General features: G+C 39.8%; 18 protein-coding genes. 12 read left to right on the top strand and 6 right to left on the bottom strand.

What is annotated here, in order from left to right; all coding sequences use genetic code 11:
- Window positions 1-81 precede the first annotated feature (81 nt).
- Window positions 82-1623, bottom strand: a complete 1542-nt coding sequence (locus tag BMX11_RS12820) for an acyl-CoA carboxylase subunit beta (RefSeq protein ID WP_090884881.1) — start codon at window positions 1621-1623, stop codon at window positions 82-84.
- 395 nt (window positions 1624-2018) lie between these two features.
- Here BMX11_RS12820 and BMX11_RS12815 point away from each other — a divergent pair, with 395 nt between their 5' ends.
- The 3 genes from BMX11_RS12815 (at window position 2019) to can (ending at window position 4779) form a co-directional block, all read left to right on the top strand.
- A complete protein-coding gene (locus BMX11_RS12815) occupies window positions 2019-2363 on the top strand; it encodes a hypothetical protein (RefSeq protein WP_090884878.1) in 345 nt (114 codons plus the stop codon).
- A gap of 147 nt (window positions 2364-2510) precedes the next feature.
- Window positions 2511-4115: a SulP family inorganic anion transporter gene (locus BMX11_RS12810; protein ID WP_090884876.1), complete on the top strand. Its 1605-nt coding sequence runs from the start codon at window positions 2511-2513 to the stop codon at window positions 4113-4115.
- Window positions 4116-4119: 4 nt separating this feature from the next.
- Complete coding sequence (can, locus tag BMX11_RS12805) at window positions 4120-4779, top strand: carbonate dehydratase (RefSeq protein WP_090884874.1); 660 nt, start codon at window positions 4120-4122, stop codon at window positions 4777-4779.
- 57 nt (window positions 4780-4836) lie between these two features.
- Here the strand turns inward: can and BMX11_RS12800 are convergent, their stop codons facing one another.
- Together BMX11_RS12800 and pruA are read right to left on the bottom strand one after the other, a co-directional pair.
- Window positions 4837-5091, bottom strand: a complete 255-nt coding sequence (locus tag BMX11_RS12800) for a hypothetical protein (RefSeq protein ID WP_090884872.1) — start codon at window positions 5089-5091, stop codon at window positions 4837-4839.
- A gap of 290 nt (window positions 5092-5381) precedes the next feature.
- Window positions 5382-7016, bottom strand: a complete 1635-nt coding sequence (gene pruA / locus BMX11_RS12795) for an L-glutamate gamma-semialdehyde dehydrogenase (protein ID WP_090884870.1) — start codon at window positions 7014-7016, stop codon at window positions 5382-5384.
- A 383-nt stretch (window positions 7017-7399) separates the two neighbouring features.
- On the opposite strand from pruA, the gene BMX11_RS12790 reads away from it, so the two are divergent.
- From BMX11_RS12790 to BMX11_RS12775, 4 genes are read left to right on the top strand one after another with little or no spacing between them, the layout of a single operon-like run.
- On the top strand, window positions 7400-8038 hold the full coding sequence (locus BMX11_RS12790) for a TetR/AcrR family transcriptional regulator (RefSeq protein ID WP_090884869.1): 639 nt from the start codon (window positions 7400-7402) through the stop codon (window positions 8036-8038).
- A gap of 30 nt (window positions 8039-8068) precedes the next feature.
- Window positions 8069-9433 carry a TolC family protein gene (locus BMX11_RS12785; RefSeq protein WP_245738661.1) on the top strand — a complete coding sequence of 455 codons (1365 nt, stop codon included), beginning with the start codon at window positions 8069-8071 and terminating at the stop codon, window positions 9431-9433.
- 2 nt (window positions 9434-9435) lie between these two features.
- The gene (locus BMX11_RS12780; protein ID WP_090884867.1) at window positions 9436-10488 is read left to right on the top strand and encodes an efflux RND transporter periplasmic adaptor subunit; all 1053 of its coding nucleotides are present in this window, start codon (window positions 9436-9438) and stop codon (window positions 10486-10488) included.
- A 6-nt stretch (window positions 10489-10494) separates the two neighbouring features.
- Entirely contained in the window at window positions 10495-13563 is a 3069-nt protein-coding gene (locus BMX11_RS12775; protein ID WP_090884865.1) for an efflux RND transporter permease subunit, read from the top strand.
- A 62-nt stretch (window positions 13564-13625) separates the two neighbouring features.
- Here BMX11_RS12775 and BMX11_RS12770 read toward each other — a convergent pair whose 3' ends face one another.
- Window positions 13626-14765, bottom strand: coding sequence for a sterol desaturase family protein (locus BMX11_RS12770; protein ID WP_090884863.1), 1140 nt, complete (start codon window positions 14763-14765; stop codon window positions 13626-13628).
- Window positions 14766-15061: 296 nt separating this feature from the next.
- Between BMX11_RS12770 and lpxK the strand changes: the two genes are divergently transcribed.
- The 3 genes from lpxK to BMX11_RS12755 are packed head-to-tail and all read left to right on the top strand — an operon-like array spanning window position 15062 to window position 18915.
- Window positions 15062-16123, top strand: coding sequence for a tetraacyldisaccharide 4'-kinase (lpxK, locus tag BMX11_RS12765; protein ID WP_090884860.1), 1062 nt, complete (start codon window positions 15062-15064; stop codon window positions 16121-16123).
- Window positions 16095-16910, top strand: a complete 816-nt coding sequence (locus BMX11_RS12760) for a purine-nucleoside phosphorylase (protein ID WP_090884858.1) — start codon at window positions 16095-16097, stop codon at window positions 16908-16910. The genes lpxK and BMX11_RS12760 overlap by 29 nt, the downstream gene beginning before the upstream one ends.
- A 1-nt stretch (window position 16911) precedes the next feature.
- Complete coding sequence (locus tag BMX11_RS12755; RefSeq protein WP_090884856.1) at window positions 16912-18915, top strand: putative porin; 2004 nt, start codon at window positions 16912-16914, stop codon at window positions 18913-18915.
- Window positions 18916-18972: 57 nt separating this feature from the next.
- On the opposite strand, the gene BMX11_RS12750 is transcribed toward BMX11_RS12755, so the two are convergent.
- Together BMX11_RS12750 and BMX11_RS12745 are read right to left on the bottom strand one after the other, a co-directional pair.
- A complete protein-coding gene (locus tag BMX11_RS12750; protein WP_090884854.1) occupies window positions 18973-19671 on the bottom strand; it encodes a porin family protein in 699 nt (232 codons plus the stop codon).
- Between the two features lie 277 nt (window positions 19672-19948).
- Window positions 19949-21130, bottom strand: coding sequence for an asparagine synthetase B (locus BMX11_RS12745; RefSeq protein WP_090884852.1), 1182 nt, complete (start codon window positions 21128-21130; stop codon window positions 19949-19951).
- Window positions 21131-21365: 235 nt separating this feature from the next.
- On the opposite strand from BMX11_RS12745, the gene BMX11_RS12740 reads away from it, so the two are divergent.
- Window positions 21366-21827, top strand: a complete 462-nt coding sequence (locus BMX11_RS12740) for a peptidylprolyl isomerase (protein WP_090884850.1) — start codon at window positions 21366-21368, stop codon at window positions 21825-21827.
- A gap of 148 nt (window positions 21828-21975) precedes the next feature.
- Window positions 21976-22515: a DUF5606 family protein gene (locus BMX11_RS12735; protein WP_090884849.1), complete on the top strand. Its 540-nt coding sequence runs from the start codon at window positions 21976-21978 to the stop codon at window positions 22513-22515.
- Window positions 22516-22651 lie beyond the last annotated feature (136 nt).

Raw genomic sequence — 22651 nt, 5'->3', positions numbered from 1 at the left:
CCTCTTCCATTTTTTTTATGTAAGCTGTTTAGCTGGAAAATGCACGGTGGTCTGGATTTTCCATTTTGCCCTCTTCCATTTTTACAAAGGTATATTGCCGTGTTTTTTTCTGGGCGTATTGACCACCTTATTTTCCAACATCTTGAAAGCTTTTATCAACTTTATGCGTGTTTGGGCAGGTTCAATCACTTCATCTATAAAGCCGCGTTCGGCTGCCCGATAGGGGTTGGCGAAAATGTCAGAATATAATTTTTCTTTTTCCAGCCATTTTTCCTGTGGATCTTCTGCTGCGGTAATTTCCTTTTTAAAGATAATCTCGGCGGCACCTTTAGCGCCCATAACAGCGATCTCTGCACTAGGCCAGGCAAAATTCATATCTGCACCTATATGCTTACTGTTCATCACATCGTAAGCACCGCCATAAGCTTTTCGGGTAATAACTGTGATACGGGGTACAGTAGCCTCGCTAAAGGCATACAATAGCTTGGCACCATTACTAATGATTCCGTTCCATTCCTGATCGGTACCCGGTAAAAAACCCGGAACATCTTCAAAAACCAGCAAAGGGATGTTGAAACAATCGCAGAAACGAACGAAGCGTGCGGCTTTGGTAGAAGAGTTGCTATCTAACACCCCTGCCAAATAAGCGGGTTGATTGGCCACAATGCCTATACTTCTCCCTGCCAATCGGGCGAAGCCTACCACAATATTTTCTGCGAATGCCGCATGTACCTCTAAAAAACTATCTGTATCTACCACCTCACTAATAATCTCCCTCATATCATAAGGTTGAGCGGCATTTTCTGGCAGATAGGTATTGAGGCTGTTGCGTTCTTCATCGGAGATTTCATATGGAAGAAAACTGGCTGTTTCTTCACAATTCTGAGGCATATAGCTCAACAACTTTTTCAAATGATTAATGGCTTCTATCTCATTTGCACAGGCAAAATGAGTTACCCCTGATTTGGTGGCATGCGTATTCGCGCCTCCCAATTCTTCGGAGGTTACTTCTTCATGGGTAACGGTTTTAACCACATTAGGGCCAGTGACAAACATATAGGAAGTATTTTCCACCATTAAGATAAAATCGGTAATGGCTGGAGAATATACAGCACCACCAGCGCATGGCCCCATGATGGCAGATAATTGCGGAATAACACCAGATGCCTGAACATTGCGATAAAAAATATCGGCATAGCCGCCTAAAGAAACCACGCCTTCCTGGATCCGGGCTCCTCCGCTATCGTTTAAGCCAATCAGTGGTGCGCCATTCTTCATGGCCATATCCATTAGCTTGCAGATTTTTTCGGCGTGGGTTTCAGATAAGGAACCACCGAATACAGTAAAATCTTGAGAGAATACATAGGTTAGCCTGCCGTTTATCGTTCCATAGCCCGTAACCACACCATCGCCAAGGTATTTTTCATTTTCCATACCGAAATCGGTACTCCGATGGCTAACCATCATGCCGATTTCCTCAAAGCTACCCTCATCTAATAAAAAATGTATGCGCTCTCTCGCGGTAAGTTTTCCTTTTTTATGCTGGCCATCTATTCGTGCTTGTCCGCCACCCAGTTTAGCTTGCTTAATTTTATCTTGTAATAAGGCTAGTTTCTTTTCCATACCGATGCTTTAGATTTTAAAATTAAAAATTACAGGCGGTATTACAAGTGTGATTTGTTTCATTAGTTCAATAGCTCGTTCGTTAACTAGGTCGTTTCATTTGTTCAATGGTTCATTAGTTCAATAGTCATTAGTTCAATAGTCATTGGTTCAGTGATGATTGGTTGCTGGGATGTTTTCCATTTTTTGGCGATTTACAAGGATAGCTACAAGACTTATTGTGGTTGTTGTTTAGAATATTTCTATTTTATTTTTGGTATTAAAGAGGTTGATAGTCAGTGTTTTTAAGGTTTTTTATGACTTATATTGCAATTTTTTTACACCCTAAAGCATTGAAAAACCAATTATGCGCTTATTTTTGTAATAGCAGATTAGAATAGCATTAGAATTGCGATATGCTTTTAAGAAAATACAGATATATTATTGTCGCCGCATTTATGGGCATCTTTATGGCAAAGATGTGTATATCTGGTGCGCCTGTATTTTTTAGCACTCTGGATAAGGAAATTTTGAACGCCGTAATCATGCAGATCGAGTTAGAGCATGAAGGCGGGAAAGACTCCGCCAAAGACACAGCAAAATTTACCGATTTCAAATTGGTAGAACTTCATCATCCAGTAATTTCTTATGAGTTCTCTTCTTCTCACTTCTTTTTAAAGAGTAGCTTTATTGAGCATTTTAAGCGGTACGTTGATCCATTTCACCCTACTGTTCCTACACCACCTCCCAACTTTATTTAGTATTTTTTTTGGTGTTTAATCCTGATTGTCTTTTTGTAATCGACTTATTGGGACTAGTGTTTTGCTATGCATAGCTTTTTGCGCTGCATTGAAAACTTTAAACATCATCGATTTATTCGTTAAAATTTACTAGATAATTATATCGTTATGCAAAAGTTAAACCCGTCCAGTACTGGTACGGATGTGAAGAAATATTTCTTAAAAAAGAATCTTAAAAAAGATTTACCCTCAAGTATCGTTGTGTTTTTGGTGGCCTTGCCACTTTGTTTGGGTATTGCACTGGCCTCTGGAGCCCCATTATTTGCCGGGTTAATTACTGGTATTGTTGGTGGGCTCGTGGTATCTACTGTAAGCGGTTCTCAACTGAGTGTGAGTGGGCCTGCGGCAGGTCTTACCGTAATTGTTTTAGGGGCGATCACTTCTTTAGGGAGCTACCAGGTTTTCTTGCTGGCTGTTGTACTTGCCGGGGTTCTTCAGGTAATATTAGGCTTAATTAAGGCAGGTACCATTGGAAATTACTTCCCTTCCAGCGTTATTGAAGGTATGCTCGCGGCTATTGGTTTGATTCTGATTTTAAAGCAACTTCCACATGCTTTGGGTGTAGATTCAAATTTTAGTGGTGATGAAGGATTCTTTCAACAAGATCATGAAAATACATTTTCTGCCATCACCGCAGCACTGGGGCACTTTAGCTTGGCAGCGGTAGTGATTAGTGGATTATCAATTGCCGTTTTAATTGTTTGGCCTAAATTTAAAAAGCTTAGCGTTGTACCTGCACCCTTATTAGTGGTGGTATTAGGTGTAGTAGGAACCCTTCTTTTTGCCGGAACATCTCATGCATTAAGGGTTGACCAGATCGTTAAGATCCCTGTTGTTAGCGGTTTCTCAGAATTTTTGGGTCTCTTTACCATGCCTGATTTTTCTGCCCTGGCCAATAAGGATGTTTACATTGTTGCGGCAACCATTGCGGTAGTAGCAAGTTTAGAAACTTTACTGAGTATTGAGGCTGTAGACAAGATAGACCCAATCAAGCGTGTTTCGCCTACCAACAGGGAATTAATTGCACAGGGAGTAGGAAATGTTACCAGCGGTATGCTCGGAGGCTTGCCACTAACAGCAGTTATTGTAAGGAGTTCTGCTAACGTGAATGCAGGAGGTAGAACAAAGATGTCAGCCATATTCCATGGAACATGGTTGTTGCTATCTTTACTGTTTATTCCACAGGTTATCAATATGATTCCGCTTTCTTGTTTAGCAGCCATTTTGTTAATGACAGGATATAAGCTAACCAGAATAAGCTTGTTTAAGCACATGTATCATAAAGGATGGGATCAGTTTGTGCCGTTTGTGGTAACTGTTTTAGCTGTTCTGTTTACCGATTTGCTTAAAGGTGTAGCTATTGGAATGTTGGTATCTGTTTTTTACCTTTTACGTACCAATATGCGCAATCCGTTTTTCTATCGCATTACTAACGAAGGAGATAAAAAGCACATCAGAATCAAGTTGGCAGAAGAAGTGTCCTTTTTGAATAAAGCAGCGATACAAGTAGTTTTAATGAATATTCCAAAAGAAACCAATGTAATTATAGACGGTACAAACTCCAGGTTTATTGACCCGGATGTGCTGGAAACCATTTATAATTACAAGCATAATGCCTATACAAAGGGTATTATTGTAACATTAGAAAATATAAAGAAACAATATAACGTTCCGAAACTAACCAATAAAATTGTAGAAGAAATTAACAGTTAACATTATGTGTGCAAAAACAATAGAAACGAAAGATATAACATACGCAGGCTTATTAGAAGGCAATAAGGATTGGGTTAAGGATATGATCCAGACTGACCCTGCATTTTTTGACAAGCTTTCTGCAGGACAGGCTCCGCCTGTATTGTGGATAGGTTGCTCAGATAGCCGTGTTCCTGCTAACCAAATTACCAATACCAGACCAGGAGATATTTTTGTGCACCGTAACATTGCCAACGTTGTTGTGCATACCGACATGAATTTACTTTCTGTTTTAGATTATTCGATTAATGTTTTGAAAGTGAAACATGTAATTGTTTGCGGTCATTACGGTTGTGGTGGTGTAAAAGCAGCATTGGGTAACAAACAGGTTGGTATTATTGATAACTGGTTGAGAAATATTCGCGACGTATATCGTGTTCACGAAAGCGAATTATCGGGCATTACAGATGAAACACAAAAGTTTGATCGTTTGGTAGAGCTTAATGCTATTGAAGGGGCGGCAAATGTAACCAATACCTCTATTGTACAAAATGCCTGGGCAAATGGTCAGGAGCTATCTGTACATGCCTGGGTATATAGCCTGAAAACAGGAATTATTAAAGATTTAGAAGTAACCTGTACAGGTATAGAAGGTGTACCTGCAGCTTTTAAAGTTAGTTTATAACATCTTATAGATGTTGTCTTTTAGTTGTTAGCAAAGCCCCGACATCATGTTGGGGCTTTATTTTTCTTCGGTGTTAGGCATATTTCCGGCATTGCCCTCATTCCCCCTTTCGGCATCAGTTCTGGCTTCTTCTGAGCCAAAATCTCCCTTGCCGAAATCTCTGGCCAGATTTCCGGCCTCTGATTTTACAATATTTTTATGCTCATTGTTGTTGCTCCTATATCTGGGAACCTGATTGGAGGGCATATTGGAGTTAACCGCATCTTGCTTTTCCTGGTGATCGGCGAGATTTTTATTTTCTTCCTTTTTCATTTTGTTTCTGTATTAAGGTGCTTAATTAGAACATTATAAAATGAGTTTGGTTTGGATAATCTGGCGATTTGCAGACGGTGTAGGTAGTACAGGCTTTTCCACCTTAAACGGGATTGGAGCGATATTCTTTTTGGCCAAGGCGGGCTGATGAGGTGGGACAAAAAGATTTAGCATAAAGCCCGGCTAACGTTGTAATGGTGTAGAAAATGGCTTTTCAAAAAAAAACAACACCTCCGGTTGCCCAAAGGTGTTGTTTTAATTGTTGTTACTCAAGGAGAGTAATGCTTGAATTAATCTTCTGCTAAGAATGGGTAACGATAATCTGTTGGAGATTCGAAAACTTCTTTTATTGTTCTTGGTGAAACCCAACGCAATAAATTGATCATTGAACCTGCTTTATCATTAGTACCAGAGCCTCTGGCACCACCAAATGGCTGTTGCCCAACTACTGCTCCTGTACACTTATCGTTGATATAGAAGTTACCGGCAGAATTACGCAAAGCGTGGCTGGCTTTCTCAATAGCATATCTATCCTGGGCAATTAAAGCGCCTGTTAGGGCATATGGCGATGTGTTATCGATAGTGGTTAAAATCTGATCGAAATCTTTGTCTGCATATACATAAACGGTTAATACAGGGCCGAACAACTCTTCGCACATGGTGGTATATTTTGGATCATCAACCACTAAAACAGTTGGCTCAATGAAATATCCTTTACTTTTATCGTAGTTACCACCAGCAATAATTTCTACCCCTTTATCTTTTTTAGCCTGATCGATGTATTTGGCTAATTTATCAAATGAACGCTCATCAATTACGGCATTGATAAAGTTGCTGAAATCTTCGGTACCCCCCATTTTGAAGGTAGCGATATCGCGTAACATTGATTTCTTAATTTCCGGCCAAAGGCTTTCAGGGATGTAAACACGGCTGGCTGCAGAACATTTTTGACCTTGGTACTCAAATGCACCACGTACAATAGCGGTATTGGCAATATCTATCTGCGCTGATGGATGTACCAGGATAAAATCTTTACCTCCGGTTTCACCAACAATGCGTGGATAGGATTTGTACTTATGGATATTGGTTCCGATAGTCTTCCAGATTTCCTGAAAAACTTTGGTAGAACCTGTAAAGTGGATACCTGCAAAATCTGGGTGATTAAATATAACATCACCGGTTTCTGGTCCGTCGGCATAAACCAAATTGATTACTCCATCTGGAACTCCGGCTTCACGGAAAATTTCCATTAAAAGGTTAGCAGCATAAACCTGTGTATCGGCAGGTTTCCATACTACTACGTTGCCCATCATGGCTGCAGATGCAGGCAGGTTGGCTGCGATTGCGGTAAAGTTAAATGGGGTAAGTGCAAACACAAACCCTTCTAAAGGGCGTTGTTCTACACGGTTCCAGCTTCCGCGAGGCGAAACTGGTGGTTGTTGTTTATAGATTTCTACCATGTAGCTTACGTTAAAACGTAAGAAATCGATGAGCTCGCAAGCGGCATCAATTTCTGCCTGGTAAGCATTTTTGCTTTGACCAAGCATGGTAGCTGCATTTAATTTATAACGGTACTTGCCGGCAATAAGATCGGCAGCCTTTAGGAAAATTGCCGCACGGTGTTCCCAAGCAAGGTTTTCCCAATCTGCTTTAGCTGCCAAAGCAGCATCAATAGCCTGTTGGATATGGGTTTTATCACCGATACTGTATTGCGCTAATATATGTTGGTGATCGTGTGGTGGAACTACTTTACCTTTTTTGGTGGTATGAACCTGTTTGCCGCCAATGTACATCGGGATGTCTTGTTGGTGCGAACGGCCCTCAGCCAATGCCTCTTTTAATAAAGCACGTTCTTTGCTGCCTGGGCCATAATTTAAAATAGGTTCGTTTACCGGAACAGGTACGTTAAAAAATCCTTTAAGCATAGTGTTATTTTTTATGATTTGTGCAAAGATAAGGCTTTTTAAGCTAGGCAAATCTATTCTTCTGTAAAGAAAATCGGGCAAACGTTTGATTGGGTGAAGGGATGATCCTGGCACCATAATTTTTGTATCATCTTGTCCATGAAATCCTTGCGGTAGATACAGTAAGAATATCTGTAGAAATGCCCTTGAGTAAAATGGTAATCTATTACATGGATTCGCTAAATCTATTGAGATAGGATAGGCTTCATGTGATCAGATATCAAGTTTCAACATTTTTCCAATCAAAAAAGTCTTATCGACAACAAGACTGCATTTTATTTTTTTCTTTCCAAATGTTTTTAATATTAACACTGTTAACTATATTTGCACTGTAAATATTTATCATGGGAATAAAAGAGCGCAAAGAAAAGCATAAAGAGGATTTACGGCAGCGGATTTTAGATGCTGCAAAGGAACTTTTTTTGAAGGATGGCTATGATGCTACTTCCATCCGGAAGATAGCGGAGAAAATAGAGTTTAGCCCAACTACGATTTACCTCTATTATAAGGATAAAACAGATATTATGTATGCCTTGCATCAGGAAGGGTTTAAGTTGTTGGGAACACAGTTTTTAGTGTTGCAACACGTGCATGAGCCGTTTGAACGATTAAAGGCGATGGGAAGGGTGTATATGAGCTTTGCCCTCAGTAATCCAGACTTTTACGAATTAATGTTTATCATGAAAGAGCCTATCGAATTTGTCAAAAATCATTGTCATGATGAAGAATGGGAAGAAGGAGAGCAGGCTTTTACCGCATTAATTAATACGGTAGAGCACTGCAAGGCTGCCGGGTATTTTGTGCAATTTGATACTACCACCTTTGCTTTAAATATATGGTCGTTAATGCATGGCTTGTGTGGCTTAAAACTTCAGGGACATTTGGATCATATGGCTTCTACTAAAATTTCATTACCCGATAACGTGAATCTGATGGAGCAAACCTTTGATGGTTTTATCAGCATGTTGGAAAAATTAAAATAGAAAAAATTAACACTGTTAATTATGGTTGCTTTGATTAAACGGAAAAAAAATATTTTGCTCTTGCTGTTCTCTATGCAGAGTGTTTTTACTGTCAATGCACAGCAGGTACTTGATGAGTATGTGGCTGAAGCTTTCAGGAATAACATCGTACTACAGCAGAAAAATATTTCTTTAGAGAAGGCACAATATGCTCTGAAATCGGCGAAGAGCCTGTTTTTGCCTACTGTTGCCTTTTCCGGAAGCTGGTCTACCGCAGACGGTGGCCGGAATATTCCACTTCCTCTTGGAGATTTGTTAAATCCGGTTTATGGTACCTTAAATCAATTAACAGCGACTAACAATTTTTCGATGTTGGAGAATCAAAGCATTAATTTCTTGCCTAAGAATTATTATGATGCTAAAGTGCGAACTACTTTGCCTATTCTCAACTCTGATCTGATCAATAACAAGCGCATATCGGAGCAACAGGTAACCCTGCAAGGATTTGAGGTGTTGATTTACAAGCGTGAACTGGTTAAGGATGTCAAAACGGCTTACTATAATTATTTGAATGCGATGCAAGCTGTTGAGGTGTATCAATCTAGTATGGCGCTGGCTCAGGAAGGACTTAGGGTAAACGAAAAGCTGCTGGAGGGTGGAAAAGGCTTGCCCGCTTATGTACTCCGTTCGAAAAGCGAGGTTGAAAATGTGAATGCACAATTGGTTAGTGCCGAACAACAAGTGATTAACGCGAGATTATATTTTAACTTTCTGCTAAACCGAAATTCAGAGGAGAAGATTAATGTAAGTTTTGTTGACAAAGATGGCATTACCCAAGCGGAAAAATTACTCACAGATTTATCACTCGCCAGTGGTAGGGAAGAGTTGAAGGCATTGGAACAGGTGGTATCCATCAACAAAACCGCAGTTAAAATGAACAGGCAGTTTGCGGTGCCCAAGTTAGGTGCATTTGTAGATCTTGGCTCTCAGTCGGAAGGGTTTCACTTTAATGACAATACCCGTTACTATATGCTGGGCTTACAGCTGGATATCCCTATTTTTTCTGGTAATAGAAACCGCATTAAGGTTAAGCAAAGCGACCTGGATTTAAAGAATGCATCACTCCATGCTAATCTCACTGCTCAGCAACTCAATCTGGCAGTAAAAACTGCGCAAAATAATTTACGCGCTACTTATCAATCCTATCAATCATCGTTAAAGCAGTTTGAGGCTGCGGCGAGCTACCAGCGGCTGATAGAGAAAGGATTTAAAGCTGGGGTCAATTCCTTCATTGAAACCATTGATGCACGCAACCAATACACTTCCGTGAAATTACTGGTGAACATCAATAGATATAAAGTACTGTCGGCACTAGCCGATTTAGAAAGAGAAACCGCTACCTACTCAATAAATTAATCATGATGAAGAATTTTATTTTTACAACGGTTATACTGATGGTTTTAGGGCTGGGAGCCTGCAAAAACCATAAAGAAAAAGATATTGCAATTGGAGGTCAGGATACGATCCCTGTGAAGGTTATTCCCCTTAAGGTTGAAGATGCGCGCCATACCATCGCTACATCTGGTCAGTTTACCACTAACGATGAAACTTTTCTTTCTTTCAAGAACGGGGGGATTATAAACAGGATTTATGTGAAAGAGGGAGATGTTGTACAGAAGGGACAGCTTTTGGCGGCTGTAAACCCTACTGAAATTTCTGCGCAGGTGCAGCAGGTTACCTTAGCTTACCAAAAAGCAGAACGCGATTTTAAACGGGCAAGCCAGCTTTATAAGGATAGTGTAGCTACCCTGGAGCAATTGCAAAATGCCAGAACGGGTTTTCAGGTAGCAAAGCAACAGTTGGATGCGGCTAAATTTAATCAGAACTATTCTGAAATAAGGGCAGTAAGCAATGGTTACGTGTTAAAGAAACTGGCCAGTGATGGACAGGTGGTTGGGCCAGGTACGCCTGTTTTGCAAGTTAACGGAGCAAAGCAGAGCAAATGGATATTGAAAGTTGGCTTGAGCGATACGCAATGGTCGGTATTGAAGGTTGGCGATCGGGCCACCATCACCACAGATGCACTTCCACAAAAGACTCTGTCGGCAAAAGTAAGCCGAAAAGCTGAGGGGATCGATCCGCAGAGTGGAACTTTTAACGTGGAGTTGGCGCTTGATGAAACCAATACCCCCGGTTTGGCTGCGGGGTTATTCGGTAAGGCTGTTATTATTCCCACTAAAAAGACCAGTTCTTTCACCATTCCTTATGATGCCTTGCTGGATGGTGGAGAAAATGAGGGCTATGTATTCATTACCAACGATAATAAAACGGTACAAAAGGTTAAAGTGCAGTTGGGGGCAGTTCAAAATGATAAAATCAATATCACTGCAGGACTGGAAAATGCAACTTCTTTGATTGTTTCGGGAAGTGCCTATTTAACTGAAGGGTCATTCATTCGGATTATAAAGTAATTAAAGATGAAAATATCAGAATATGCGGTAAAAAATTACCAGTTCACCTTAATTATGGTGCTCATGGTTTTGGCGCTGGGCATTACCACAATCTTTAACATGCCAAGATCGGAAGATCCGGATATGAATGCGCCAAATTACCCAGTTGTGGTGGTTTACCCGGGTGCCAGTCCGAAGGATATGGAAGAACTGGTGGTTAAGCCCCTGGAGAAAAAGATTTATGGTCTGGATGATATCAAGTCAATCAAAACAACCATTAGAGATGGATTGGCCGTACTTTTTGTAGAGTATAAGTACAGTGTAAATGTTGATGATAAATATCAGGAACTGGTAAGGGAAGTAAATGCAGAGCGTGCAAATTTACCTCAGGAGATCTACAGTATGGAAGTTCAAAAGGTTTCTCCATCAGATGTGAATGTTTTGCAGATTGCCCTGGTTTCTGAAAATGCCTCGAGAGACAAAATGAAAAGTGCTGCTGAGGATCTTCAAGATGAACTTGAAAAGGTTTCTTCCCTGAAAAATGTGGAAATATTTGGACTTCCTGATCAATTGGTAAGGGTAGATTTGAATTTAGAGAAACTGGCACAATTACACCTACCTGTTACCTTAATTGCCAATGCCATTCAAAGTGAAGTAGCCAATATTCCCGGAGGTAGTGTTAATGCAGGAACAAAATCTTTTAACATTAAAACCAGTGGGAATTATCAGAATATTGATGAAATAAGAAATACCGTTGTATTTAGCGGCAATGGGAAAAATACAGCCCTAAAGGATGTAGCCAATGTTTATTTTGATTATTCCCAGGAAAAAGACATCACCAGGTTAAATGGCTACAGGTGTGTGTTTGTTGTAGCAGCGCAGAAAAGCGGGGGAAATATCACACAGGCTCAAAAGGCTTACCTTCCTGTTATCGAGAATTTTAAAAAGGCATTACCTTCCAATATCGATCAGCAGTTAATGTTCGATCAGGCCGATAATGTGAATAGCCGTTTAGGTGGACTTGGCACTGACTTCTTAATCGCCATTTTATTGGTTATGATTACGCTATTGCCTTTGGGCACAAGGGCATCCCTGGTGGTAATGGTGAGTATCCCTTTATCATTGGCCATTGGAGTTATCCTCATCAGCATGCTAGGTTTTAGCTTAAACCAGCTCAGTATCGTTGGTCTGGTGGTTTCTTTAGGGTTACTAGTTGATGATAGCATCGTGGTGGTGGAAAACATAGAGCGTTGGATGCGTGACGGTTATAGCAGGCTGGAAGCCTCATTAAAAGCGACCAAGCAAATAGGGATGGCTGTTATGGGCTGTACCGCCACGCTGGTTATTGCTTTTATGCCATTGATGTTCATGCCCGAAGCTTCGGGCGAATTTATCAGGAGTTTGCCTATAGCGGTAATCTGTTCGGTTATTGCCTCTATGTTGGTGGCTTTAACCGTTGTACCCTTCCTCTCGAGCAAAATATTGAAACCACATGCACACGAGCAGGGGAATATCTTCTTGCGTACCTTGCAGAAGATTATTCATGGTTCTTATGCTAAATTACTGGATAAAGCTTTGGCAAAACCTGTAATGACTATCATTATTGCGGTGCTGATTTTCATAGGTTCTATTGCCTTAATTCCCGTTATCGGCTTTAGCCTCTTTCCTGCTTCAGAAAAGCCACAATTCCTGATTGATATTTCTACACCACTGCAATCCAATCTGAAATATACCGATTCTATTACCAAACAGATTGAAAAAGAACTGAAAACAATCCCGGAAGTGCGCTATTTTGCTGCTAATGTTGGAAAGGGAAATCCGAGGATTTATTATAACGTACTACCCCAAAACGAGCGAAGTGATTTTTCTGAGCTGTTTGTATTGCTCCAGCCAGATATTAAATCAGACAGGAAAATTGAAATTATTGAACAACTCCGTAAAAAATGGACACCTTATCCAGGAGCTAAAATTGAGGTGAAGGATTTTGAGCAGGGGCAGCCCATTATATCTCCTGTAGAAGTTCGTTTATTAGGCGATGATTTGGATACTTTGAGGAATTTGGCTGGCAGGGTAGAGAACATGCTCCTGAAAACCAAGGGAACAATTTATGTTAATAATCCTCTGAAGAATCTTAAATCGGATATTAAAGTAGATATCGATAAAGATAAGGCGCAGTCGCTCGGAGTAGCTACAGTGAATATCGATAGAACGGTTAGAATGGCGGTGGCAGGTTTAGAGGTAGGTAAGTTTATTAATCCAAAATCAAAGGGCGACGATTACAATATTTTGCTCACTACCAATAGACCGTCCTATCCAGATTTAACGGTTTTCAATAATTTGTATATCAATAATAACCAAGGCTTGTCTATCCCCTTATTACAAATGGCTACTTTAAAATTGGAAACCTCTCCCTTAAGTATTAACCACCACAATAAAACCCGAACCATTTCAGTAAATGCATTTGTGCAAAAAGGTTTTCTTAACGATAAGGTGATTCAGGATGTAGAAGGACAAATGAAAGGCTTTAAACTGCCTTCGGGTTATACATTTGAAATGGGAGGAGAAATTGAGAGCCGTAACCAGTCGTTTGGTGGCTTTGGAAGCATATTGCTGGTAACACTTTTCATGTTTATCGCCGTATTGGTGCTGGAGTTCAAAACCTTTAAAAGTACCTTAATTGTATTGTCTGTAATTCCTTTGGGGATAGTTGGAGCAGTATTGGCCTTGCTGATTACGGGAAATTCATTGTCGTTTGTGGCTACCATTGGCATTGTAGCCCTGGCGGGAATTGAGGTGAAGAACACCATCTTGCTGGTAGATTTTACTAACCAGCTCAGAGCGGAAGGTAAGCCCTTAAACGATGCCATTGAGGAAGCAGGGGAGATCAGGTTTTTACCCATTATACTCACCACTTTTACCGCAATTGGAGGATTGTTGCCTATAGCACTCTCTAGCAATCCACTTATATCACCTCTTGCCATTGTGATGATTGGTGGATTAATCAGTTCTACTTTACTATCCAGAATTGTTACACCAGTGGTTTATAAACTTATGCCACCCAAAGTAGATTTGTTGGAAAAAGAGGGCGAAAAATAGATTTATCCCGCTGGTTTTAGGAGATTAAACCTTAATCTTTTCGATCAGCGGGAAACCTTAATCTACCTGTCGCTTCTTTCTTCCATGTTTAAATCCGTATCGAACGGACTTTTAGTAAAAGGATAAACAGATTGCTTAATAAAGCCTTTAGGGTATGAGCCTTCATGTACGCCCGTGCCGGCAGGCCATTCGTTGCCCGGTAAGTGGTAGGTGCCGAAAATCATATCAATAAAAGGAAATATCGAGGCAAAGTTATGTCCGTAATACTTTGGGTCTTCACAATGGTGCCAATGATGGTATTGAGGGGTGGTAAAAATGTACTTGATGGGACCAAAATTAATTCGGGTATTGGCATGAATCAACACCGCATGGATGGCAATAAAAATGATATACACGTTAAACACCGTTGAGGAAAATCCTAAAATGTAAAGCGGTATAAATGTCATCGCCCTGGTGAAAAAGATATCGATAAAATGCGTTCGGCTTCCCGCCAGCCAGTCCATGTTTTGTGTAGAGTGGTGTATAGAATGAAAGCGCCATAAGGAAATGCGGCTATGAAAAATGCGGTGCGCCCAGTATTGAAATAAATCGGTGCTAAAGAAGGCTAAAAATAGCGCCACTATAAAAGGTAAGCCTTGTACCCAGGTATGTAGTTTATCCAACCCCATCCATCCGAAGAATAAAATAGCCGGCTTTTGGGTAATGATGCCGAAAAACTGAATAAAAAGATGGCTAATCACGAAATAAGTTAAATCTGTTCGCCATTCTTCATGAAATTTAGTCTGCTCATTATTTTTGGGAAAGAAAAGTTCGAGCGGAACAAAAATAGCAACCATTAAAAGTAAATCTAAAATCATCCAGTCTAAGCCAAAATGCCAGCTCGATTTCGCTACATCTCTGCCCTCTACACTCAAGGCACCCAGTATCACCGCCAATCCCGCAAGCACAAATCCAGGCCAGGCCCATTTCATTTTTTTGCTTAAGAGAAGGCTTAAAGCAGAAAAGAAGAAGGATGCAATTACGCCACCAAGCATCAGTACTTCCATACTTTCTTTGGTGTAAACTTCACGAAACTCTGGTGTAGTAAGCTTTTCCGGATAATGAAAACACAAGATTCCCAGTAAGGCTAAAACAGCTAAAAAAATAGAAATGTAGCCACTAATTTGGCCCTGGCCCACTACAAGGCGTTTGTTCTGAGACATTAAAATATAGGTTGATGAGCAACAATAATAAGAAATTTCATTCATAACGAGCTATTCCAGCGAGATAGATCTGCTTAAACTCAAAAATGAAACATCATTAAGCACCTAAGGCTCAGGTTGAGCGGTTAAGGCTGAAAAGCTTTTAATCAGCAATGCTGAAGGAGGCACTGTCAGGCTTATAGTCTACCACTTATAACATTCTTGCCAAACCTTTTTCGGGATTATCGGTTGCAATTAAAGGCATTAATCGTTATGCCATTCTTTTTTAAATAATCTGTACTTTTGAAACACTCGGTATGCTATTAAATTACTTACGTCTTTTACTCCTCCCTTTTTCTCTTATTTACGGAATGGCCATCATTCTTCGTAAAAAACTTTACGATTGGGGAATCATGCGCTCGGTTAAATTTGATTTACCTGTAATCTGTGTTGGAAATCTCGCAGTAGGCGGATCTGGTAAAACACCCACTACCGAATATTTGCTGCGGTTATTAAAAAATTATAAGGTGGCCATCCTGAGCAGGGGATATGGTAGGAAAACCAAAGGTTTTATTCTCGCAGATGCTACCGCTACTGCAGAGAGAATAGGGGATGAGCCCCTGCAATATTATCAGAAATTTGCTGAGGTTACCGTTGCGGTATGCGAAGATCGGGTGGAGGGAATTAATCAATTAAAGGAAAATCATGAGGTTATTATTTTAGACGATGCCTTTCAACACCGGGCAGTACAGGCTGGTTTTAATATTTTACTCTTTGAATTCAGGAAACTCGGTACTTTACAGTTCTTACTTCCTGCAGGTAATTTGAGAGATGTTTTTTCCGCCCGCAAAAGGGCTGATGTTTTACTGGTAACCAAATCTCCTGTACCCTTGCTGCATGTGGCGCAGCAGGCATCGATAAACGAACTACAGCCGAATAAAAATCAACCGGTTTTACATTCCTATTTGAAATACGGACAGCTTCAGCACCTCCAGCAAAATGATACCCGTTCGTTAGATTCGGTTAAAGGATATACGTTTTTTTTAATCACAGGCATCGCCAATCCAGCCCCGCTGATTGAGGAACTGGGCAAGTATACAAAAGATATTAAACACGAGGAATTTCCTGATCACCACGCCTTTACAACAGATGATATCAAACGATTTAAAAAAGCTTTTGAGGCAGAGAATCGAAAAGAAAAAATCATCATCACAACAGAAAAGGATAGCCAGCGTTTAAGAGCTACTAGATTTGAGGATTTACTGGTAAATTTACCGATATATTATTTACCCATCGAGGTTGAATTATTTGAGGAAGATAAGATTACCTTTGATGAACTTATTTTGAACTATGTTAAGAGCTATAGAAGAAACCGTTGAATATATAAAACGTAAAACTGAAAATTTTAAACCTGAAGTTGGTATTATCCTGGGTACGGGCTTAGGTGGCCTGGTGAAGGAAATAGAAGTTGAGCACCAACTGATGTACTCTAATATTCCAAATTTTCCAATTTCAACATTGGAGTTTCACAGTGGCAAGTTAATTTTTGGAACACTTAACGGAAAGAAAATCATTGCCATGCAGGGTCGCTTACATTACTACGAAGGCTATACCATGCAACAGATCACTTTTCCGGTGAGGGTAATGAAAGGCCTGGGTATTGAAAATCTTATTGTTTCTAATGCTGCCGGATCACTTAACCCGGAATTTAAAAAGGGAGACCTGATGATTATCGAAGATCATATTAATCTTCAACCCGATAATCCATTGCGCGGAATTATTGAAAGCTCTTTAGGCCCGCGCTTTCCCGATATGAGCGAACCTTATAAACGCTCAATCATTGCAAAAGCACTGGATATTGCAGCCACGGTAGATGTAAAGTGCCACAAAGGTGTTTATGTTGCGGTTTCTGGTCCAAACTTAGAAACTAAGGCCGAATATAAATATTTGCGATTAATTGGTGCCGATGCTGTTGGAATGAGTACCGTGCCAGAGGTAATTGTTGCCAACCATGCTGGTTTACCTGTTTTTGCCATATCTGTTTTAACCGATGAAGGTTTTCCTGAAGATTTGCAGCCTTTTAATCTGGATGAGATCTTAGAAGCTGCAGCCAAGGCAGAACCTAAAATGACAGAAATTTTAACGCGTTTAATCGCTGAGCTTTAAGATGAGGAAAATCGTTTATATCTGCTTCTTTATACTGCTCTTTTTGGGCTTCAATGGTGCCTTTGCGCAAGATCTGAAGACAAATGTGGGTACCAATAAAGAAATGGACTCTGTTCGTAAAAAACTCGACGCAGGCAAAGACTCTGTTGTTTTTACCGCAAAATATATCAAATTTACCAAGCTGGCTTTAAGTAAGGATAGTATTATCCTCTTGCCACTGGATACTTCAACGGTTAACATCCAGAATTATAGCCCCTTGCTGCAACCCCTGCACCCCACCATCAGTAATGGAAATATGGGGCTTTCTGCACGTCCTTTATTATACGAGCCCAGTAAGCGAATTGGTTATGACGAAGGCTATCATTCATTAGATTATTATGCCTTAACACCCGAAGATATTATTTTTTATCAGGCCAGAACACCTTTCACCAGCCTGTACTTTGTTAGTGCCGGACAGAAGGAACAAATTTTTAGGGCCATCCATACGCAAAATATCAAACCCAACTGGAACGTTGGTTTAAACTTTAATCGTGCCGATTCTAAGGGCTTTTACGCCAGGCAAAGGGGGGATAACTTAAATGTTGCCTTGTTTTCATGGTACCAATCGCCCAGCAAAAGATATAATATGTGGGCATCGGCTATATTCAATACGATGCGGGCTTACGAAAATGGATCGGTAGTGGAGGAGGATATTTTTGCCGATAACTACACCAAAATTGCCAGGGATGCCGAGGCAGTTAAGCTTTCGAGTAGCCGCAATATGTATAAAAAAAATATACTCTTTTTAAAACAGAGTTATTATGTAGGCAGGATAGATAGCTCTTCCAAAGCATCTTCAGTGTTACCTACAAATAAAATTACTTATACGGTACAACTGGATAATAATAGTTACGATTTTTATAAAAACGAGGTCGATACCTATAACGTATTGCCTCCTGGTGTTGCAGATGCAACCTTCACCAATGACTCTACGCATGTTCAGCATTTAAAAAATGAGTTTATTTATAGCTTCTTTCTCAGAGCAAAAAATTCAGCAGTAATTAAGAATGAGCTTAAAATTGATGCAGGGATTCGTCACGATCATTACAATCAACGGTTTATGGGGATTAAAACTGATGGAAACAATTACTTAACCACAGACTATTCCTATCAGAACATCACTATTCTGGGGGCTGCGGGATATCGCTTTACCAGTAACATAGATTTTAATCTGGATGTTCAACAGATCCTTCAAGGGGAGAATGGTGGTGACTATCTATATGAGGCTAGAAGTAATATCCAGCTCGGGAATAAGATCGGGCGAATTGAGCTAGGGGCTTATGCACAGAATCAAAGTCCTTCAGCTTTATTCCAGAATTTTCAGGGTAACCATTATCAGTGGATCAACAATGATTTAAAAAATACCAAGGTTAATAATCTATCTTTCAATTATATTAATGATAAGTATGGCTTTACAGCTGGCGCAAAATATTATCTAACCAGCAACTATTTATATTTTACACTTGATGACTCTAATGGAACCAATGCCATTTTGCCAAAACAGGAAACCAGCGATATCAGCTTGATCCGTATTGACGTTGCTAAAAAATGGTCATTTGGAAAGTTTAGGATGGAAAATTATGTTGCCTATCAGAAAACAGATAAAAATGCCATTTTAAGAACACCTGAATTTTATACCTACAACAGTATTTACTTTAGAAATACCTTTGTTAAGGTGCTTAAGGCTGATATTGGTATAGATGTAAGGTATAACTCTGAATATGAGAACTACCTTTATTCGCCTGCAACCGCACAATTTTATATCGACGAAAAGAATCCGGTTAGCTTTACCTCAAAACCGATTGTGGATGTGTTTTTAAAAGCGAATTTAAAAAGGGCTAACCTGTTTGTTAAGTACGACTTTGTAAACCAGGGGCTTTTTCAAAAAGGATATTATACAGTTAACCGATACCCTATGCAAGATGCCTTACTCAAGTTCGGTGTTTACTGGAACTTTTACGATTAAAAACCAAAAGGCCTGTTGAATCACTTCAACAGGCCTTTTTTATTCTTTTAGGTTAGCTTAGAAAGAATAACCAACAGAGAAACCTAATACACGGTTCGTTAATTTGTTGTCATTCACTCTATTGTCTTTCGGTACAAGGTTGGTTAACCCCAAGCCGTAATTAGCACCTACTGTAAAGCCAGAATTTAATCTGTAAGCTAAGCCGAAGTTGGCCCCAAATTCGGTACTTGAAAAATCTTTATCAGTACCACTACCAAAATCTAAATCCGTTTCAGTTGAGGTTGTTCCCGCTGAGTTTCCTCCAGTAATGGTATTTTCTACTTTGTTTTTACCAGAGATATTGAAACCTACATACGGACCGGCACTGATTTGAATAGCTCCGGCATCGCCCGTAGGGATACGAAATACTGCGTTAATAGGAACTTCAATAGCCATTAAATTGGTTTTACCCGTACTGGTGGTTGTTACATTTCCAACGGTAGTAGTTGATTCAGTTTTCGCCCCTTTATTTTGTAAAGAGATTCCAGGTTGAATAAAGAAGTTATTACCAACACCGAAGTCTCCGAAGGCTGTAACATTAAAGCCTACATTATCTTTGATGTTATCATTAAATGCGTCGTTGTTGCTTAAATGAAATCTAGATAAATTGACACCAGCTTTTAAACCAAATCTAGCATCATTTCCGCCCATAGTTGTTTGTGCAAATGCACCTGTTGTGAATAAAAGTGCCGTGGCACCGAATAGTAACTTTTTCATAATATTTTCTTTAGGTAAAAGAATCTTTGTTTTCAAAATCAGGTAAAAACCTGTTGTTAATTATCAGGTTCAATTCCAAAAGCTGTGCCAAAGTATTATTTGTGTTACATTTAACAGCTGTAACCTGCTGGTTTACAGTGTATTTTTTTATATTTAGGAAGGTCTGTAACATGCGGCATCAACAGCTGCCGTCCGAGATTTTATTGTATAGATAATAGGAATCTGGCAATAAACCACCTAATTTTTCAAACCATATGGTTGTGCCAAAAGCAAGCCTTTATGTTTTTTGAGGTTTTTTCTTTGCCGCAGGAAAAAGCACATTGTTTAAAATGAGCCGGTATCCAGGAGAATTGGGGTGTAAATTTAAATCAGTGGGTGGATCGCCTACAGCATGTTGATAATCCTCCGGATCATGGCCACCATAAAAGGTGAATTGACCCTTGCCAATCTCTCCATGCAAATACCTCACTTCTGCCGCGCCTTTGTTCTCTCCTAACACAGTGACACTGGGCTTCACCAAACTTTTTCTGAAAGCAGTCGTTTGACCCATAAAGCCTTTAATCACTTTATCGTGATTTTGGGTAAGCATGGTGGGAACCAGATCCCATTTGGCCGAAAAATCAAACAGGGTAAAAAAATCGTTGCCTTGGTTCAAAGATCTGTTTTGCGTAACATCAATATCAGAAAACTCGTAGTTCATGGGATTGTTGTCTAGCCTGAAATTCTGGAAGGCCAGTGTTTTGCCGAAATCCAACTTAGATTGGGCATTTGGATCGGCGGGATCTCCATCAAACATCTGTGCGCAGATATCTACGCCATCTGCAGATAAAGCAATATCAAAGCTGTCTGTACCAGAGCACATGGCAAAAAGGAAGCCTCCGCCTGCGCAGTATTCTTTAATCTGCCTGGCAACGGCCAGTTTCATTTCTGAAACTTTTTTGAAGCCTAAGCGCTTGGCCAATGCTTCCTGATTTTTAACATCTTCCTGGTACCAATTGGCATATCTAAAGGAAGACCAAAAACGCCCATACTGTCCTGTAAAATCTTCATGGTGAAGGTGTAACCAATCGTATTTACTTAGCTTATCCTGAATAATATCATCATCGTATATTACATCATAAGGAATTTCAGCATACGTTAAAACCAGTGTTACTGCATCATCCCAGGGAAGTTTGCTCTTTGGTGAGTAAACGGCAATCTTCGGGGTTTTCTCCAATTTAACCATCTCCATGTTTACCGATGGATCGCTGATCTCATTTAGAAGACTGATCACTTTACCATCCGCTAAAACCTCGTAAGAAACGCCTCTGATTTTAAGTTCGTCTTCAACGGTCTTGTTATATTTAATTAAGAAGCTTCCTCCCCTGTAGTTCAATAACCAATCTACTTCTACCTGTTTACTAATAGTCCAATAGGCAATACCGTAAGCTTTTAAATGGTTTTTTTGCTCCTCGTCCATATAAACCAACAGAGAGGAAGCCCTAAGTCCTAACGAACAGAGGATACAGAATAACAGGATATAGAATTTCTTTATCAAAACGGCAGAAGCTTAAAACACTAAAATACCGCATTTAAACTACTTAGAAAAATTTAATGATGTTATAAGTTACACAATTTTGTTATTTTTGCCCTCTACTTTGAAAACGCTTGAGTTTTCGGGTGTGATTAATAATTGTAATTAGTAACGTATTGACATGAGTAAAGCAATAATAAAAACTGAAAAAGGTGACATGACCGTAGAATTCTACGATAACGATGCACCAAAAGCTGTTGAAAACTTCAAAAAATTAGCTAAAGAAGGCTTTTACGATGGAATTACCTTTCACCGTGTGATCCCTAATTTTGTTGTTCAAGGTGGTTGTCCAAATTCAAAAGACCCAGCTAAAGCACACCTGGCAGGTACTGGTGGTCCGGGTTATAAAATTGATTGTGAGTTAGATGGTGATAATCAGTATCATGATCGTGGTGTTTTGTCTATGGCCCATGCCGGACGTAACACTGGTGGTTCACAGTTCTTTATCTGCCACAGCAGAGCCAATACTGCTCACTTAGATCGTAACCATACTTGTTTCGGTAAAGTAGTAGAAAATGTTGATTTGGTTGACGATATCCGCCAGGGCGATAAAATTTTAAATATTGAAGTTTTAGAAGACTAAATATAGAAGTGAGATTGGTGACATTAGATTGGAGATTTGATTGCTTCGGTTGTGCCCCAATCTCATTTAATAAAGAACAAGAGTTTCAGTTATTTGATTTGAGTAAGTGCTCATTTCCCATAGCTCAAATCTCATATCTCAAAAAAATATGAATTTAAGAGGAATTGTTGCCGTTTCAGGCAGACCAGGTCTATTCAAACTGGTAGGTCAAAATAAAGTGGGTTATATTTTAGAAAGTCTTGATCAGGCTAAAACTAAAATCGTAGCCAACATGACCAATACCAAATTGGCATCACTAGAAGACATTACTGTTTATGGTGAGGACGAAGAGATTAAACTGGTAGATATTTTTAACAGAATTTCTGCAAAAGGAAGTACTCCTGATGTGAAGGCAGATGGAACAACATTGCGTTCGTTTTTCAATGAGGTTGCGCCAAATCACGATGTGGAGAAAGTTTATGCCTCTGATATGAAGAAAATCATTTCTTGGTTTAACTTACTTAAAGACCTTCCTTTGTTTACTGAAGAGGCTCCGGAAGTACCTGCTGCAGATGCGGAAACGAAGATAGCTGAGGAGAAATTAGACAAAAAACCTAAAGCAGCAGCTAAGCCAGCTAATGCTAAGGCAACCACTAAAACATCAGCGCCAGCTAAAAAAGCAAACATGACAAGTAAAAAAGGCGTTTAAGCCTTTTTAATCTTATTTAAAGAGGCTGTTTCACCAGTTAATCCTCATTCTAACCTGCCACGTTGAGCCTGCCGAAACGCTTTAATAAAGCTTCATCAGGTCCATCGGCAACTTGTCCCGGTTTTACTTCGGGAAG

It is taken from the genome of Pedobacter rhizosphaerae, assembly GCF_900111155.1.
GTDB lineage: Bacteria > Bacteroidota > Bacteroidia > Sphingobacteriales > Sphingobacteriaceae > Pedobacter > Pedobacter rhizosphaerae.
Note: the sequence above shows the minus strand (reverse complement) of the source record. Positions and strands in the feature narration are given on the sequence as shown.

Excerpts from the sequence above, each read along its gene's own strand:
- BMX11_RS12820 (WP_090884881.1), bottom strand. The coding sequence starts at position 1,623 with ATGGAAAAGAAACTAGCCTTATTACAAGATAAAATTAAGCAAGCTAAA.
- BMX11_RS12815 (WP_090884878.1), top strand. The coding sequence starts at position 2,019 with ATGCTTTTAAGAAAATACAGATATATTATTGTCGCCGCATTTATGGGC.
- BMX11_RS12810 (WP_090884876.1), top strand. The coding sequence starts at position 2,511 with ATGCAAAAGTTAAACCCGTCCAGTACTGGTACGGATGTGAAGAAATAT.
- can (WP_090884874.1), top strand. The coding sequence starts at position 4,120 with ATGTGTGCAAAAACAATAGAAACGAAAGATATAACATACGCAGGCTTA.
- BMX11_RS12800 (WP_090884872.1), bottom strand. The coding sequence starts at position 5,091 with ATGAAAAAGGAAGAAAATAAAAATCTCGCCGATCACCAGGAAAAGCAA.
- pruA (WP_090884870.1), bottom strand. The coding sequence starts at position 7,016 with ATGCTTAAAGGATTTTTTAACGTACCTGTTCCGGTAAACGAACCTATT.
- BMX11_RS12790 (WP_090884869.1), top strand. The coding sequence starts at position 7,400 with ATGGGAATAAAAGAGCGCAAAGAAAAGCATAAAGAGGATTTACGGCAG.
- BMX11_RS12780 (WP_090884867.1), top strand. The coding sequence starts at position 9,436 with ATGATGAAGAATTTTATTTTTACAACGGTTATACTGATGGTTTTAGGG.
- BMX11_RS12775 (WP_090884865.1), top strand. The coding sequence starts at position 10,495 with ATGAAAATATCAGAATATGCGGTAAAAAATTACCAGTTCACCTTAATT.
- BMX11_RS12770 (WP_090884863.1), bottom strand. The coding sequence starts at position 14,765 with ATGTCTCAGAACAAACGCCTTGTAGTGGGCCAGGGCCAAATTAGTGGC.
- lpxK (WP_090884860.1), top strand. The coding sequence starts at position 15,062 with ATGCTATTAAATTACTTACGTCTTTTACTCCTCCCTTTTTCTCTTATT.
- BMX11_RS12760 (WP_090884858.1), top strand. The coding sequence starts at position 16,095 with ATGTTAAGAGCTATAGAAGAAACCGTTGAATATATAAAACGTAAAACT.
- BMX11_RS12755 (WP_090884856.1), top strand. The coding sequence starts at position 16,912 with ATGAGGAAAATCGTTTATATCTGCTTCTTTATACTGCTCTTTTTGGGC.
- BMX11_RS12750 (WP_090884854.1), bottom strand. The coding sequence starts at position 19,671 with ATGAAAAAGTTACTATTCGGTGCCACGGCACTTTTATTCACAACAGGT.
- BMX11_RS12745 (WP_090884852.1), bottom strand. The coding sequence starts at position 21,130 with ATGGACGAGGAGCAAAAAAACCATTTAAAAGCTTACGGTATTGCCTAT.
- BMX11_RS12740 (WP_090884850.1), top strand. The coding sequence starts at position 21,366 with ATGAGTAAAGCAATAATAAAAACTGAAAAAGGTGACATGACCGTAGAA.
- BMX11_RS12735 (WP_090884849.1), top strand. The coding sequence starts at position 21,976 with ATGAATTTAAGAGGAATTGTTGCCGTTTCAGGCAGACCAGGTCTATTC.